General features: G+C 41.8%; 13 protein-coding genes. 2 read left to right on the forward strand and 11 right to left on the reverse strand.

The features are described from left to right. Positions 1-27: 27 nt before the first annotated feature. The 9 genes from EQG49_RS05245 to EQG49_RS05285 form a co-directional block, all read right to left on the reverse strand. On the reverse strand, positions 28-2,166 hold the full coding sequence (locus EQG49_RS05245) for a leucine-rich repeat protein (protein ID WP_133362984.1): 2,139 nt from the start codon (positions 2,164-2,166) through the stop codon (positions 28-30). Between the two features lie 240 nt (positions 2,167-2,406). Continuing rightward, positions 2,407-3,786 (reverse strand): sensor histidine kinase, encoded by a 1,380-nt coding sequence (locus EQG49_RS05250; protein ID WP_133362985.1) that lies wholly within the window; start codon positions 3,784-3,786, stop codon positions 2,407-2,409. Between the two features lie 4 nt (positions 3,787-3,790). Then, the gene (locus EQG49_RS05255) at positions 3,791-4,501 is read right to left on the reverse strand and encodes a response regulator transcription factor (protein WP_133362986.1); all 711 of its coding nucleotides are present in this window, start codon (positions 4,499-4,501) and stop codon (positions 3,791-3,793) included. 182 nt (positions 4,502-4,683) lie between these two features. Beyond that, a complete protein-coding gene (prfB, locus tag EQG49_RS05260; RefSeq protein WP_133362987.1) occupies positions 4,684-5,799 on the reverse strand; it encodes a peptide chain release factor 2 in 1,116 nt (371 codons plus the stop codon). 788 nt (positions 5,800-6,587) lie between these two features. Continuing rightward, entirely contained in the window at positions 6,588-8,951 is a 2,364-nt protein-coding gene (gene secA, locus EQG49_RS05265; protein WP_133362988.1) for a preprotein translocase subunit SecA, read from the reverse strand. Between the two features lie 155 nt (positions 8,952-9,106). Next, positions 9,107-9,454, reverse strand: coding sequence for a 4-fold beta flower protein (locus tag EQG49_RS05270; RefSeq protein WP_133362989.1), 348 nt, complete (start codon positions 9,452-9,454; stop codon positions 9,107-9,109). Between the two features lie 126 nt (positions 9,455-9,580). Continuing rightward, positions 9,581-10,135 (reverse strand): ribosome hibernation-promoting factor, HPF/YfiA family, encoded by a 555-nt coding sequence (hpf, locus tag EQG49_RS05275; RefSeq protein ID WP_133362990.1) that lies wholly within the window; start codon positions 10,133-10,135, stop codon positions 9,581-9,583. Between the two features lie 142 nt (positions 10,136-10,277). Further along, entirely contained in the window at positions 10,278-10,961 is a 684-nt protein-coding gene (locus EQG49_RS05280; RefSeq protein WP_133362991.1) for a ComF family protein, read from the reverse strand. Next, complete coding sequence (locus EQG49_RS05285) at positions 10,951-12,294, reverse strand: ATP-dependent helicase ComFA (protein WP_133362992.1); 1,344 nt, start codon at positions 12,292-12,294, stop codon at positions 10,951-10,953. Before EQG49_RS05285 ends, EQG49_RS05280 begins: the two co-directional genes overlap by 11 nt. A gap of 98 nt (positions 12,295-12,392) precedes the next feature. On the opposite strand from EQG49_RS05285, the gene EQG49_RS05290 reads away from it, so the two are divergent. Continuing rightward, positions 12,393-13,043, forward strand: a complete 651-nt coding sequence (locus EQG49_RS05290) for a YigZ family protein (RefSeq protein ID WP_133362993.1) — start codon at positions 12,393-12,395, stop codon at positions 13,041-13,043. A gap of 80 nt (positions 13,044-13,123) precedes the next feature. Beyond that, a complete protein-coding gene (locus tag EQG49_RS05295) occupies positions 13,124-13,969 on the forward strand; it encodes a hypothetical protein (protein ID WP_133362994.1) in 846 nt (281 codons plus the stop codon). A gap of 94 nt (positions 13,970-14,063) precedes the next feature. On the opposite strand, the gene EQG49_RS05300 is transcribed toward EQG49_RS05295, so the two are convergent. Then, complete coding sequence (locus tag EQG49_RS05300) at positions 14,064-14,834, reverse strand: L,D-transpeptidase family protein (RefSeq protein ID WP_133362995.1); 771 nt, start codon at positions 14,832-14,834, stop codon at positions 14,064-14,066. A 169-nt stretch (positions 14,835-15,003) separates the two neighbouring features. Beyond that, the gene (locus tag EQG49_RS05305; protein ID WP_133362996.1) at positions 15,004-15,903 is read right to left on the reverse strand and encodes a phosphate ABC transporter substrate-binding protein; all 900 of its coding nucleotides are present in this window, start codon (positions 15,901-15,903) and stop codon (positions 15,004-15,006) included. Positions 15,904-16,092 lie beyond the last annotated feature (189 nt).

The raw sequence follows: 16,092 nt of genomic DNA on the forward strand, positions 1-16,092 counted from the left end.
TCTAATTATGTCAGCGTACTTACTCAATTAGTACTTACGTTTTTTCTTACTAATAGCATACAAACCAATGACACTAGCGAGGGCAATTGCGCCGATTGCTGGTAAGACCCGGTTAACGATAACTCCCGATTGTGGCAACGACTTACCGTGGTATTTACTACGGATACTAGTTGGCATATTGTGGGGAGTGTCAGTGCTAAGCGGAATGTACCTAGTGTTTGACGAACGTGACGTAGTTGTCCGATTATTTCCAATCCCACTAGTTCCAGTACTATTACCACCCGTGCTTGGGAGCGCATTCGGATCTTGTGTAGAACTTGAAGTTGCTTTCGAATTATCATTTTTCCCACTAGTGCTACTTGATGTCGTTGATGAACTCGATGCCGCTGGTTTTTCACTACTTGAACTTGCGCTACTACCAGTTGAACTATTATTGTTCGTAGTAGTATTGTTGTTATTGGTATTAGAATTATTTTGATCTGGGGTTGGTGCCGGCGTCGCGGTCTTAGCGTACACGAACTTATAGCTACGCCCAGCATTCGCACCAAGAGTCAGTGATTTACCAACTGAATCCGGTGCAGCTTGCCATGTATAGGCGCCAACTGCCCGTGAAAGCGTACTGATATTAAGTTCTTGGAAGTCATAACCGTTAATTGCAAGTTGTTTATCATCTAAATCTAATGTATCATTTGCAAATCCAGTAACTGTTTCCGGTTCAACCAAGTTCTTATCGTTAGTATCAACGCGATAAATCATAATCGAAGCAGTTGCCGCTTGATATTGATAAACAACTTCTTGTAAACCATAGCCAAAAGTTCCAGTTTCAGTACCACTGACTAATGCTGGATTTCCGTAACCCGCAATTGTTGGTAGTTTTGGTAAATCATATTTTGAGCCGACTTTCCCACTAATCGTAAATGCTTTAACCGGCGTATTATCAATACCTGCTGTAATAACCTGGCCGTCTTGGTCAATAAACTTGTAGCTAATCGCACTCCCAATATGCCATTTCTCATTGCCTAATAAGTTCCCACTATTGGCCCCCGTACCATTGATGGCCGGCATAAATTTTTGAGCACTCTGTAAATCAGTAACTCCATCAACTGGGATTACAATTCCACCCGGAGCTGGCAGTTCAAACGCCATCGCTTCAACAATTAACGCCGAGTTGACGTTACCAATAATAATCTGGTTCAAATTCCCATAATCCCAATTAGGGTAGTATATATAAGAATCAATATGAACTAAATTCGGTAAATTTGTTAACGTCAATGTTTTTAAACCAGTCGTCCCAGTAATTGAATTTGTTTCAATATTTTTTAACTTAGCTAAATTGTTGAACGTAATCGTTTCAATATTAATACAGTCATAGAAAAGCTGGTTAGGAATCGCTCTTAATGCACTAAGCCCATCAAAAGTCACTGATTTTATATTTTCACAACTTTGGAAAACCCCAGGAATGCTCCAATTAAAAGAATTATTGTAGTAGTCGCTATCATCGATAATAGAATCGTCATCATAATAGTCATCCCCATACATTCTCTGGCCGAGCATTTCCAGTACCGGTAAATTAGATAGATTAACCGCCTCTAAACCCGTACAGTTGTAGAATGCTCCCGCATCAATAGTTACCAGATGTTCTAAATTAGAAATATCAACCGATTCTAAGGCATAACTATCAGCAAATGCATGCTCACCAATCGTTTCTAATGCAGTTAGTGCATTAAGATCAATTGTCCGCATTTGAGATCCTCTAAACGCATCATTACTAATCCCAGTAATTGTTGTCGCAAATTCAGCAGGGAACGTTACCGCACCGTCCCAATGGCAATCGTCCGTGTATAAATAATCATCAAAAAATGATTGGCTAAATCCGGTAATCACACCGTCTTCCACGTCAAAATCATCTGCGGTAAAGTCATAAGTATCGCCACCATCGGCCCAAGTCCGGCTGGCTTTTTTTGATTTGTTTTTATTTTTTTTAGGGGCAACTTTGTTAACCAATTCCGTTTGATTTGAATCGGCCTTATCCGCTAATGCGAGCGGTGTCGCACCCATCCCTCCAATTAAAGTCGTTGTAGCAAGACCGGCATAGAGAAAGTGTTTACCATTCAAGTGTTCTGTTAATTTATAAATATTATGATGTGATTCTTTTTCTTTTATCATTAGCGAAACTCCTTATATGCTTAATTTGATACTATTAATACTACTAACAGAATATGAAGCAATTGTGCGTGTCGCATTCAAAAAAAATGAAGCTTTTAAGACGCCTCCCCAAAATGTTTATTTATCATTCCGAATTAGACAAACCCTTTGTTTATGTCATTTACAATGTGTTCCCCACTGTTAATGACGTACTGCACGCAAAAAAAAGCACTAACGAAAAAAATCGTTAGTGCCTTCTGTTTATTTAAAATCCATGGTAATCGTCGTGCCCACACCGACTTGGCTCTTCAAAAATAACTGGCCGTTCATTTTTTCGACTAGTTCTTTGACGATGGCCAGGCCCAAGCCAGTTCCACTTGCTATCTGGCGTGTTCGCGATGGATCGCCACGATAAAAGCGTTCAAACACGCGGGGTTGCTGTTCAGTCGGAATCCCAATCCCGTTGTCGTGGACAACTAGGCGCCAACCAACCGGTAATATTTCGGCACTGACACTGACAAAGCCGCCTTCGTGACCGTATTTGATTGCATTTCCAACCAGATTCTTTAAAATTTGCGCGAGGGCTTTTGATTGTGTCTTCACTCGCATGTCAGCCCCCACTTCGTCGCGTAGCTCAATATTACGTTGGTTAGCGACGACTTGAATTGTCGCTAACTCATGCTGAACCCATGATGCTAGCTCAATTTCTTCAATGGCCGCTTTACCACCGTAATCACCATTCAAGCGTGAAATCGAGAGGACATCTTCAATCAAATCAATCAAGCGCTTACTTTCTTCGTCGATGATTTTCAAAAATTGCTCCAACGTTGCCGGATCGTCTTTTGCTCCTGCTAATAGGGTTTCACTAAAACCACTAATCGCAGTAATTGGCGTTTTCAACTCATGTGAAGCGTTGGAAACGAAATCGGCTTGCATCTGTTCCAATTGGGCAACTTCGGTAATATCATACAACAAGATAATAATCTGAAAATGCGTGCTCGTAGTCGCATGATATATCGTAGATACTTCTAACGTCTTTTGCCCAATTCCAGTTTCAAACTCCAACGTTGCCCGCTGATTCATTTCCGTTTGCATCGTTTTTTCAACTAACGCCGATAAGCCATAGTGGCTACTTGCATCCGCATATAGTAGGTGATTAATTTGTAAATCTAAGCCTAACAACTCACTTGCAGCCGGATTGGCCATTTTAATTTTACGGTGTCGATTAACTAGCAATACCCCCACCGGCAAATATTCCAGCAACGTTGAGAGTTCACCTTCTTGCCGCTGTAAACGATAAATTTGATCGCGTTCAAATGACTGCACCTTGTTAATTGCGGTCGCCAGTGAATAATATGGATCTTCTTGTTCCAGCAGAATATGTCCTGGATTTTGTGTTTTGGTAATATCATCCAATTTGGCACTCATCATCGCCATCGTATTTTGGTGACGAATTACCATGCGTGCATAAAAGATAATTTCAATCAGGGTCAGCACAACTGCAATCACAAGGCTTCCTGGTACAAAGTTATCTCGGACTAATGGTGCCTCAAAAACGTCAACAATCAGAACTAAAAGAACATTGACCGTAATGAATCCAAGACTCGTTAATCCAATTCTGCGAATGATTGCTTTTTGCATACAGTTACTTTCCCTTTTCTACAATAAATTGATACCCAAATCCGCGTACCGTTTTTAGCACTTGTGGTGATTTTGGATCAACTTCAACTTTATCACGTAAGTGTGACACATGAATATCAACCATCCGGGTTTCACCTGCATAATCATAGCCCCAGACGCCGCTCAAAATTTCATCACGACTCAAAACACGATTTTTTCGTTCAACTAAAAATAATAATAATTCATATTCTTTTGGTGTTAGATTTGCATCCTCACCATCAAGCGTCACTTGTTTAGCATCTTTGTTAATCACAATGCGCCCAAAATCCAAGCTATCACTCGCATCTTCTGTTGTAGCACTAGTCTGGACATCGTCATAACGGCGCATCACGGCTTTTATGCGCGCCAAAACTTCGCGTGGGCTAAAAGGTTTGGTGACGTAATCATCGGCACCAATTTCTAGTCCAAGGACTTTATCGAACTCATCACCTTTAGCCGTCACAATAATGATTGGCGTTTTAATTTTTTCTTGCCTCAGCCGTTTCGTAACTTCAATCCCATCAATTTCAGGTAACATTAAATCCAGTAAAATTACATCGTATGCATTTTTACTCCCCATATTAAAAGCCATTAAGCCATCGGTTGCCACATCAACTTCGTAGTCAGCCTGTTTTAAATTATATTCAAGCAATGTTGCAATCGCTGGTTCATCATCGACAACTAAAACTTTCCGCATTTACCTGACCTCAAATCTAGTAATTTACCTTAAGTATATCAAACTACAAAAAAAGCGATACAGTATAAACTGTATCACTTTCGTAAATGTTGTGTAAATTCAGCAACTCGGAGTGTTTTACCACCCCATATTCCGAAAGTTGGCCACTAAACGACCATTAACATTAAAATTCATGAGAACTTTTACTCTGGATTCTGTAAACTCAATTTCCATTGGAGATAAGCATTGATAAATGGATCAAGATTCCCATCCATCACTTGTTGGGGATTACTGCTTTCATAATTGGTGCGGTGATCTTTAACCATACTATATGGGTGGAATACGTATGACCGAATTTGTGAGCCCCAACCGTTTTCCATTTGTTCACCGGCGATTTCAGCCCGTTCTTTCGCTTTCTTTTCTTGTTCCAATTGATATAATTTAGCCTTCAGCATTGCGAGGGCTTTGTCTTTATTTTGGAATTGTGAACGTTGGGCTTGAGAAGAGGTCACCAAACCAGTTGGAATGTGCGTCAAACGGACCGCTGAACTGGTTTTATTAATATGTTGTCCACCAGCACCAGATGAGCGGAACACATCCATTTTGATGTCATCCCAGCTAATATCAACTTCGATGTTGTCATCAAGTTCAGGCATCACATCCACTGAAACGAATGACGTGTGGCGGCGACCCGCTGAATCAAATGGTGAAATCCGCACGAAGCGGTGCACACCTTTTTCAGACCGCAAATAGCCATACGCATTATGCCCTTGAATTGACAAAGTAGCTGATGATAAACCAGCCACGTCATCGGGTTGATAATCCATAACTTCTACCTTGAAGTTATGTTGTTCAGCCCAACGCGTGTACATCCGGTACAAATTTTGTCCCCAGTCGGCTGACTCAGTTCCACCAGAACCCGGGTGAATTTCCAAAATCGCATTATTAGCATCATATGGTTCATTCAGCAATTGCGCCAAACTATATGCTTCCATCTTTTTAGCTAAGTCATCAATTTCAGCGTAAAGTTCTTCTTCTAAATCAGCATCCGGCATTTCATCGAGTAATTCAATTGTAGCTTCGATATTGTCGGTACCGTCTTGTAAAGTCATGAACGTATCACGGCGATTCCGTAATTCGTTCGTCGCATCAATCACGACTTGCGCAGCTTGATTATCATCCCAAAAACCTGGTTGTGCCATTTCATATTCATTTTCGGCAATTTGCCCATCCAAAGCATCTAAGTCCAGCGAACCTTTGAACTTAACGATTTGATCTTTCATTTCTGAAAGTTGGCGTTTAGCATCACTTAATTCCATTTTTTATATTCCTTTTTGTTTCATTCAAATTCTACTTATTACAGTATATCACGTTGCATAAAACCACACTAATTTGCTTTTTAATTATTCGCCCACAAAAAACGGCTAAAATTTTTCTATAGCGGAATTTGGATATGCGTCTCGGATTGATTTCCACTACGAGGCTGGAACCAGTCTGGACACCGTGATGGAAGACAAGCATTTGAAGCTTGGTTCGCTAACGCGGTAACCATCTTCACAAATCCATAATCAGTAACGAAACCCGTTACTGATTATGCCATCACGGTGCGAGCTAAAGTCCAGACTGTTTCCAGCCTCTTCGTTAGTTTGAGCAGGCAGTCTGACTAGTAATATTCCCGCAATCCTTGTCGCTGCAAGTTTAGCGGTAATCAATAATTCCACGCTCACCTAGCGGAAGTGACACCACGTGTCGGGTTTGTCGCTGAGGGTAGAGCCGACCGGGCCTTATTTGTCCAGCGTAGCTACAAATGTGAGCAGTTTTTTGGCTTTAGCCATTAGACTGCCAGCTATCCCGAATTGCCCAAGACAGACATCCAAGCCTGCAAGGCTAATCTAATCGGGTTTTGATTAGATTCAGTTGTTTGTTGCAAACAAACTGCTGGAATGTTTTGCGTTGCCGTACCTCAGGCATAAGCAAGCGGCTTGGGCATGCGCTTCCAGTGTAGTGCGCCAAGTAATTTACTGGCACGTAGTGGGCAATATTATTCAATCTCACGTCAAACGAAAAAGCGCCCCAACTATCGAAGTAGTTGAGACGCAATTTAATGTTATGCATTTAAGTTTTGACGGATTTCTGCCTTCATGAACAAACGGGTAACATCATATTCGATGTCCGCAACCATTTCTTCAAACATGCGGTAACCTTCAGTTTGGTATTCAACCAATGGGTTCAATTGACCGTAACCACGCAGGCCAATCCCTTGACGCAATTGATCCATTGCGTCGATGTGGTCAGTCCAGTGGTTATCAACAACTCGGAGAATAACAACTTTTTCAAATTCTAACATTTGATCGGCATCATAGAGTTGCTTAACCTTTTCGTCATAAACGTCCATACCCTTTTGGTACAAGAAGTCGATGATTTCTTCCTTAGTCTTACCAGTCAAGTCAGACACTGCTAATTCGTCTTCCTTAACCAAGACCGCCGTAGCAAAATCAACGATTGGTTCAAGTTCCCATTCTTCTTGCTTACCAAGTGTGTGGGCTTCAACAACACGTTGGATTGTGCGCTTCACCATTGGCTTAAGCACGTTTTCCAATGACTTGTCTTCGTCGATGATTTGGTTACGTTCAGCGTACATAACTTCACGTTGTTCACGCATAACATCATCGTATTGCAAGACGTTCTTACGTGAATCGTAGTTGTTACCTTCAACTCGTTTTTGCGCTGATTCAACTGAACGTGTAATCAATTTGTTCTTGATAACGGCATCTTCATCTGCAACGTTCATCCGTTGCATCATGTTCTTAATCCGTTCTGCACCAAAGCGCAACATCAAGTCATCTTCAAGTGAAAGGAAGAATTGTGAGTATCCCTTATCACCTTGACGACCTGAACGACCACGTAATTGGTTATCAATCCGACGTGATTCGTGACGTTCAGTCCCAATCACAGCCAAACCACCGATTTCAGCCACGCCAGGTCCAAGCTTGATATCCGTTCCACGACCAGCCATATTAGTGGCAATCGTAACGGCACCGTTTTGACCGGCATTCGCAATGATTTCAGCTTCACGTGCGTGGTTCTTGGCATTCAAGACGTTGTGAGGAATACCTTCGTTATCAAGCAAGTGTGACAAGTATTCAGAAGTTTCAACCGCAACAGTCCCAATCAAGATTGGTTGGCCTTTGCCGTGAAGTTCCTTAACTAAATCAATCACTGCGTCAAACTTAGACTTAAGTGATGGGTAAAGCAAATCAGCTTCATCAAGACGCGCAACGGGCATGTTAGTTGGAATTGAAATAATTTCCATGTTGTAAATTTCACGGAATTCTTCTTTTTCAGTTTGGGCAGTCCCAGTCATCCCTGAGAGCTTTTTGTACATCCGGAAGAAGTTTTGGTAAGTGATGTTAGCCATCGTCTTGTTTTCTTCTTGGATTTCAACGTGTTCCTTAGCTTCAATGGCTTGGTGTAAACCATCTGAGAAACGACGACCATCCATGATTCGACCGGTAAAGCTATCAACAATCATAACTTCATCATCAGAAACCACGTAATCCTTATCCTTAAGCATAATGTAGTTGGCACGCAAACTTTGATCCAAGTGGTGAGTCAAAGCCGTGTTTTCAGCATCATACAAGTTTGCTAAGTTGAAGAATTCTTCAGCCTTGTGGATACCAGCATTCGTCAATGAAATTGTCTTTGATTCGAGATCAACTTTGTAGTCAGTCTTTTCTGTCAAAGTCTTAACAAAACGGTCAGCACGTTCGTACAAGGCAGTTGTACCAGATGAAGGACCAGAGATAATCAATGGTGTCCGCGCTTCATCAATCAAAATTGAATCCACTTCATCGACAATAGCAAAGTTCAATGGGCGTTGTGAACGTTCGTCAGCTTCCGTCACCATGTTATCACGCAAGTAATCAAAACCAAGTTCTGAGTTAGTTGAGTAAGTAATATCGGCGTTGTAGGCATCACGCTTTTCATCAGGTGTCATGTCAGATGCATTAATACCAACAGACAAGCCTAACCAGTTATAAACTTCACCCATTTCAGCGGCATCACGCGCAGAAAGGTATTCATTAACCGTAACAACGTGGACACCCTTGCCAGCAAGTGCGTTCAAATAAACTGCCATTGTGGCCGTCAAAGTTTTACCTTCACCAGTCCGCATTTCGGCAATGTTACCTTCGTGCAAGACAGTTGAGCCCATGATTTGGACCTTAAATGGGTACAAGCCCAAGACACGTTTGTCAGCTTCACGAATTGTTGCAAATGCTTCTGGCAACAAGTCATTCAAAGTTTCGCCGTTTTGGTAACGTTGTTTGTATTCTTCAGTTTTTGCTTTTAATTCTTCATCGCTGTAAGCAGCCATTGCATCAGCATGTGATTCAACCTTAGCTGCGATTTTTTCAAGTCGTTTTAATTCACGAGAATCGCTTTCGATCCAAGTCCGTAAAAAGTTAGCCATATGTTTATATTCCTTCTTTTCTAATCAGGTCTTATTTTATTTATTTAATATATTTCATTAGAAAATAATCCACTCTATATACTACCAGAAAGAAGCGGTATATTAAAGGATTTTCACAATTAAGTCAAGAATTTAGCCTCAATATAATCAAGCTATTAGAGGACTGCCTTAGCACTCCAAACCTTTCGCTTGAAAATTCGCTCAGTTACTAACTTAATGTCGACTTGACCGTGTTCTTCAGGCCAATCACGGTCATCATTAAAACCAACACTTTTCGGCAATTTTGGGCCATTTTTGGCACCTTTAGAAAAGTATTCGGCATGACCATCGTGATTGTAGAGATACCCTTCAGACAACTCGCCGACCCAATTTCCTTCAAAATCATACATAATGCCTTTGAAGATGATGCCATGGAAAGTGCCATCGTAGCCGTATAATTCTTTGTCATGGTTCAGATACAACTTAGGCTCACCGGTTCTATCATAAAAGACTAAATCACTCATATATCAGCCTCCTTCGCTTTTTTCGAATATACTTTATGTAATATTATAACCCAATAAATCTCTTGTCACTGCAAAAAATCCACTCACCGAAGTAAGTGGATTTTTTATTATTGGTTTTCAGAGGAATTAAGCTTCTGAAGCTTCAATCAAGCCGTAGCGACCATCTTCACGACGGTACACGATGTTAACACCTTGGTCTTCATCTTCGTATACGAAGAAGTCATGACCCAAGAGATCCATTTGAAGAATTGCTTCTTCTGAATCCATTGGCTTCAATGAAACGTGCTTTGTACGTACTACTTCGATTACGTCTTCTTCATCTGGCATCATTTCTGGAACGATGTCACCTGAGAAGTCGAGACCCTTAAAGCCCTTTTCACGAGACTTACGGTTAACCTTAGTCTTGTGCTTACGGATTTGACGTTCTAACTTATCAGTTACAAAGTCAATCGCTGCGTACAAGTCTGGTTGAGTTTCTTCCGCACGTAAAGTGAGGTATGACATTGGAATTGTCACTTCGACCTTTGAAGTCTTTTCTGGGTAAACTTTAACATTTACGTGAGCAGTTGCTTCGGTGTTTTCACCAATGTAACGGTTCAACTTTTCCAGACGTTTTTCCACGTAATCACGGATTGCGTCGGTTACTTCGACATTTTCTCCACGAGTAATAATTTTAAGCATAATATTGCTCCCTTCCGCTCGGAAATCACTTTCCGGTATATCGGTTATTTGTTCATTAACTTTACCGTTACTGAACTTCCTTATACATTATTATATACTATCCACGAAGGATTGAAAGCGTATTCACACATTCTTCATATAATCACCGAGCCAAAGTCATAGACGAAACAGTATGTTCTGTATATGAACTAATTAAGTTGAAAGCGTGATGAAGTGTGCGCCCAGTTGTGTAAACATCGTCAATTAATACTACATTTTTATTCATAATTTTAGGAATGAGGTTTGCTCGCACCTTAAATGGTTGTTCACTATTCATTCGTTCCGCACGATTTTTGTGCGATTGCGGTACAATCCGTGTATCCGGAATTAACTCAAGCAAGTCAACTACCTGAGATTGTTGTTTGATTAGCGCCGTCACTTGGTTGAACCCTCGATGTTGATTACTCATTGGAATTGGAACAAAAACAGCGCGTTTGTTTTGCCGTAAATGTTGCGAAAAGCAATCGCGCATCGCCAATCTTAATTGGTAATCACCTTGAAATTTATAAACTTCCATAAAACGTTGCATCGTTTCATTATATTTAAATAGTGGTCGATTAGTCAGCACCGCTTCACCCGTTTGGGCCTCCCATCGAACACAGTCGGCGCACGCACTCGTGTCAGCTTGCTCCCGCCCACAATAACAACACACATTAACTCCCGTAATCCGTTCAAAGCTATTCCAACATGCACTGCATATCTGCGCCGAGGTAATTGGTTTAAATACCAAAATATCTTTAATTAATAGTTCACCGCTAATCGAAGCGCCACATAACTTACAATTCATCACTAGCCTCCCCAATCACTTCACTGCGTTTTTGCTGGGCAATCAACTGTAATTGTTGCCCGCGGTGATTCATTTTGATGATCTGTTGGCGCGCTGACCATACCCGCCAGCTCTTACTACTTACCAGTGCCATTACCAAACCAGTTGGTCGGCTTGGCTTTCGTCCCGCCCGCCCCGCAATTTGGACTAAGGCATTGGGTGAAAAAGTTTGGTCATCTGCCCCGAGAATCAGCACATCAATATCTGGGAATGTCACCCCACGCTCCAAAATGGTAGTGGTTAGCAAACCTTGGACATTGTGGTCGCGCATTGTTTGTACCTTAGTGAGCCGAGCTTCATCTTTTGCATGCACCGTTAAGATTTCTAATACTGGGCAATACTTTTGAATTAATGCTGCAATTGGCAACAAGTCTGCCACAGTCGGCACAAATAACAAAAATCGTTGCCCCGTCTTTTGATATGTTTGTAGTTGACGCACTAATCGCCTAGGTAATTGGTTACGCTTAACCTGATTGCGCCAGTTACCTACCGTTTTTTCAACAATCATTGGTAATAAATGCCCGTGAAAGCGGAGGGGTAAATAACTTGTCGTTAATTTTTTTGCGCGTGTTCTATGATCAGGGGTGGCACTTAAATACAATGTGCGACCACTTTCTTTAACCGCTGCTCTGGCTGCAACGTGGAGCATTGGTTCGCCAATGAAGGGAAATGAGTCAACCTCATCAATAATTAGTAAATCAAACGCATCCCGAAATCGCAGCAATTGGTGCGTTGTCCCCAAAACTAGCTGAGTGTACGCATACGGTTCGGTCTGCCGACCATGCAAGACTGTCATCGAAGTCGTGGCAAAGGCCGCTTGTAGCCGTGGAGCTAGCTCAATCACCACATCAACCCGCGGGGCGACCACCGCAACCCGTTTACGCTGCTGTAAAGCTTGTTCAATAATAGGAAATAACATTTCGGTTTTACCGGCACCAGTCACCGCCCACACCAAGTGATTACCTTGGTGCCCCATTACTTCGGTAACCACGCGCTGTTGTTGCTCGGTTAATTGACCTTCCCATGTTAATGGTTGTGGGTTTACAAATTGATTTGGTTCTGTAATTGTCCAAAATTCTTCATTATCACTGATTCGACCTAAGCCAATACATGCGCCGCAATACTTTGCGCCGTTGGGTATTCGCCAGTCACGCACGTGCTTTGTATTACAACGACGACAGCGAGAGCCAATAAATGTTGTTAACCGTGTGACAACCAGCGCAAATTTTTCATACTCGGCTTTACTTATTTGATTAGTTGGTACTAGCCGTCCGTAGAAATCCTGAATTTCCATTTGCCACCTGCCTTTTACCTTGCGTATCTAAAAAAGTCTCGTTATGATTAATATACGTAAAAAAAGTCAGATTCATCGTTAATCGAGGGAAAAATTTTATGCCAACTTACTTATCAATCAGCCATGATTTCCAACACGAAATTGTCATCAAAAAATCCCGGTTCATTACTAACTTAAAGCGGGTTCATTCCGAAGATGAAGCCGTCGCATTTATCAACGCCATCAAAAAAGAACACTACAAAGCCAACCATAATACATCTGCTTTTGTACTAGGTGACCGTGATGAAATCCAGCGCGCAAGTGATGATGGCGAACCATCTGGGACAGCCGGAGTACCAATCCTTGAAGTCCTCAAACGCAACGAAGTCCACGATGTTGTCGCCGTTGTCACCCGTTATTTTGGCGGTATCAAGCTTGGCGCCGGTGGCTTAATTCGCGCTTATGCTGGTTCAGCCGCAGAAGCGCTTGCTGAAGTTGGTTTAATTCAACGTGTCGTGATGACGACAATGGATCTCACCTTAGAGTATCCGCAATTTGATACTTTAAACCACTGGCTCAGCCAAAATAATTACCAAACACCTGTCGTAAATTACACCGATAAAGTAAATTTAACGCTCCCAATTGAAACCGCCGATATCGCTCACTTTACAAACAGCATTACTGAATTGCTCAATGGGCGCGTCGTGATTAGTGTTGGTGACGAAAGTTTCCAAGAAATCCCTTACGAACCCAACCAAGAAGATGCATAATTTTGTGTTATCAGAACCAATATCCAGCTAACGTTGTGATATGCTTACACTAATTAATAACAAAGGACGGAAAATAATCCATGGACAACCAACCACAAGACAAATATGGCTATGATGAAGCCATTCAAAACACAATTGCTGAACAACAAGAAAACAACACGCACGGCGCTTTGATGATTTTAAACACTTTAATCGATAAGTACGAAGCTAATCCTTACGTTGATGATGATAAAGCTGAATACCGCTACTTCGATAACCCCTTAGAAGCTGTGCTCTACCAAGTAATGGCAGAACCAACTAAGGAAGTTGAACAAATGGATCGCAACTTTGGTTACATGTATGCTTTACGCGGCATGTTGTTGTTTAATGACGATAAGCAAAAAGCGATTGAATCACTTGAACTAGCCCATTCGTTGACACCGAGCGAACCAAAAATTTTCTTTGAAATTGCCGAAGATTACCGCGTGCTTGAAAACTGGGATGAATTCCTTGCTTACACCCGTAAAGCTTGGGAAATCAGCTACTTAACTGAAGATGTCGCCCAAGTATTCCGGAACTTTGCTGTTTACTACTTGTCACACGATGACATTGATTTTGCCGCTCAACTTTTGTTCATTAGTTTAGCTTACGAACAAGATTCCGACATGGCCCAATCAACGCTCTCACAAATTGCCGAAGTAACCGGCAAGGAACCAACCCAACCTGATGACGACACCGGTGCCCGCCTTGAAAAGGAAAACATCCCCGCAATGGCTAACCACACCGTCATTCAAGTGGCGATGGACCTTGGTCGCTCAGCATTGGAAGAAGGTTTCCCAACCCAAGCCCAAGAACTTTTCCAAATCGTCTACAACTTAACCGGCGATGATGCAGTTCAAAAAATGATTGCTGATTTACCAGCAGCTGATGCTAATCCAGAAGTTTAGTCACTAGACAATAATTTTGCATACTAAAATGGCCTGCGTCCTCCTTAATTAAGGAAGAACGCAGGCCATTTTTTTATTTCACTGACCAATTCGCTTAATGGACGTACACTTTAACACCATTGGGCATGTTTTTGTAAAACCACTTTGCGTCAGCGATACTCAAACGAACGCAACCATGTGACACAGCTTGACCTAGTTTATTACCATTAACAACGGAATATTTGCCGTTTGGTGAAACTGTATCAATCGTGTGAAAATAGTAACCACCCGCGGCAAATTCGCGCCAGTATTTCGCACCACCGTATGCGGCTGACCAGAACCACTTACCACCGCTATGCAATGTATAATGCCCCTTTGGTGTCTTTGAGGTTTTCTTACCGGTTGAGGCCATCATTGTGTAAACAACCTTATGCCCAGATTTTAAGTAGACACGTTGTTTTTTCAGCGATACTTCAACATTCAAATTCTTGGTTTTTTTAACGTTAATGTACTTTCCGCCCGTAGCCTTCGTCCAAAAATATTGCGGCGTTTTCAAATCAGTTGCTTTTATCCAGCCAGCCGATTTACCAGATCCTGGGAAAACACCCAGGTAATACTTGGTGCCATTGATTTTTACTTGTTCCGTTAAGCGAATCATGTAGCCTTGAATTTGTTTAGTGTTCTCACTTTTGACATTATCTAAACCAGCAATATATGGTTTCGTCCAAACTTGTGCGTCTTGATTAACTAACCGATACCCAGTAGCCTTAGCAACTGCTGGCACATCGCCCGTTGTTTTTGCGGTAATTGTCGTCGATAATCCAAGCCCCACGCCAATTATACATAACAAACTCAATCCCAAATTAATTAGTAACCGTTTCTTCATCTCATACTCCCCTGTACCGATTGTTTTTCCTAATACTATACCCGCTGACAACTGCCGTCAATTGCGATTGGCGATTATTGACAATACCGGAAAAGCGGTCATTTTTTTAATGACCGCCAGCCTACTATATAGTGTTACCCATACCAAATTTCGTTAATTTGGGTACGTATTACTTATCAGTCACTTTACCACTCGCATCACGTTGTACGTGCATATCCGCGATTGGCAAGTAGCCTAATTTTTTGATTGTTGAGTTTTGGACGTCTGGTGAAAGCATGTAATCGATGAAGGCTTTGGTTGCGCCAGTTGCTTTGCCATTTGTGTACATGTGTTCATATGACCAAATTTTCCATGAGTTATCCGCAACGTGGGCATCTGTTGGGGTTACGCCATCAAGTGAAATCGCTTGAAGTTTGTTACCTTGCAGATATGAGAACGCCAAGTATGAAATCGCTCCAGGAGTTGTTGATACAATTTTTTGGACTGTCCCATTAGCATCTTGTTCTTGTGACGCTTTAGGATTGGCACCGTTTAAACCAAATTGTTCAAACGTCCGCCGCGTACCTGAACCTTGCGCACGATTGACTAAAATAATTTTTTCGTCTTTACCGCCAACTTCTTTCCAGTTTGTTGTTTTACCAGTGAAGATTGAAATCAATTGTGCTTGTGTCAAATTCTTAACACCTGCATCGGTATTTGCCACTGGCGCCATTCCAACGACCGCCACTTGGTGATCAACTAATTTAGAGGCGTCAATACCATCACCGTCTTCAGCGAAAATATCTGAATCCCCGATTTGGACTGAGCCTGCCAAAACTTGTGACAACCCTGCCCCTGAACCACCACCTTGGACTTCAACAGTCGCCTTGGGGTTATCATTTTGGAATGCTTCACTAACTTGTTCAGCCAAAGGTTGTAAAGCTGTTGACCCAACTGCGAGAACTTTACCACTCACTGCTTGGTCGCTAGATGAATTCTTTGATGACTTATCAGCACTACTTGAACCACAAGCGGCAAGTAAAACCGTGGCAATGGCAAGGGTGGCTCCAAGGGTAACAAATTTCTTCATAATCGATAATCTCCCTGCGCTTCTACGCGCGATATCTTAATAGCAAATTAAGTAACCAAGTAACTTCTGACGCTGTCATTTAGCGAAATTAGAAGTTTGTAGAAGATCTAGTAGAAGTAGAAGGACTTTGTCGTACCGCTACTTGATTACATATATTAATATAACGCCGGGATGTAAATGCCCTACACA

Origin of the sequence: Periweissella cryptocerci (assembly GCF_004358325.1) — a bacterium.
GTDB lineage: Bacteria > Bacillota > Bacilli > Lactobacillales > Lactobacillaceae > Periweissella > Periweissella cryptocerci.

Excerpts from the sequence above, each read along its gene's own strand:
- EQG49_RS05245 (WP_133362984.1), bottom strand. The coding sequence starts at position 2,166 with ATGATAAAAGAAAAAGAATCACATCATAATATTTATAAATTAACAGAA.
- EQG49_RS05250 (WP_133362985.1), bottom strand. The coding sequence starts at position 3,786 with ATGCAAAAAGCAATCATTCGCAGAATTGGATTAACGAGTCTTGGATTC.
- EQG49_RS05255 (WP_133362986.1), bottom strand. The coding sequence starts at position 4,501 with ATGCGGAAAGTTTTAGTTGTCGATGATGAACCAGCGATTGCAACATTG.
- prfB (WP_133362987.1), bottom strand. The coding sequence starts at position 5,799 with ATGGAATTAAGTGATGCTAAACGCCAACTTTCAGAAATGAAAGATCAA.
- secA (WP_133362988.1), bottom strand. The coding sequence starts at position 8,951 with ATGGCTAACTTTTTACGGACTTGGATCGAAAGCGATTCTCGTGAATTA.
- EQG49_RS05270 (WP_133362989.1), bottom strand. The coding sequence starts at position 9,454 with ATGAGTGATTTAGTCTTTTATGATAGAACCGGTGAGCCTAAGTTGTAT.
- hpf (WP_133362990.1), bottom strand. The coding sequence starts at position 10,135 with ATGCTTAAAATTATTACTCGTGGAGAAAATGTCGAAGTAACCGACGCA.
- EQG49_RS05280 (WP_133362991.1), bottom strand. The coding sequence starts at position 10,961 with ATGAATTGTAAGTTATGTGGCGCTTCGATTAGCGGTGAACTATTAATT.
- EQG49_RS05285 (WP_133362992.1), bottom strand. The coding sequence starts at position 12,294 with ATGGAAATTCAGGATTTCTACGGACGGCTAGTACCAACTAATCAAATA.
- EQG49_RS05290 (WP_133362993.1), top strand. The coding sequence starts at position 12,393 with ATGCCAACTTACTTATCAATCAGCCATGATTTCCAACACGAAATTGTC.
- EQG49_RS05295 (WP_133362994.1), top strand. The coding sequence starts at position 13,124 with ATGGACAACCAACCACAAGACAAATATGGCTATGATGAAGCCATTCAA.
- EQG49_RS05300 (WP_133362995.1), bottom strand. The coding sequence starts at position 14,834 with ATGAAGAAACGGTTACTAATTAATTTGGGATTGAGTTTGTTATGTATA.
- EQG49_RS05305 (WP_133362996.1), bottom strand. The coding sequence starts at position 15,903 with ATGAAGAAATTTGTTACCCTTGGAGCCACCCTTGCCATTGCCACGGTT.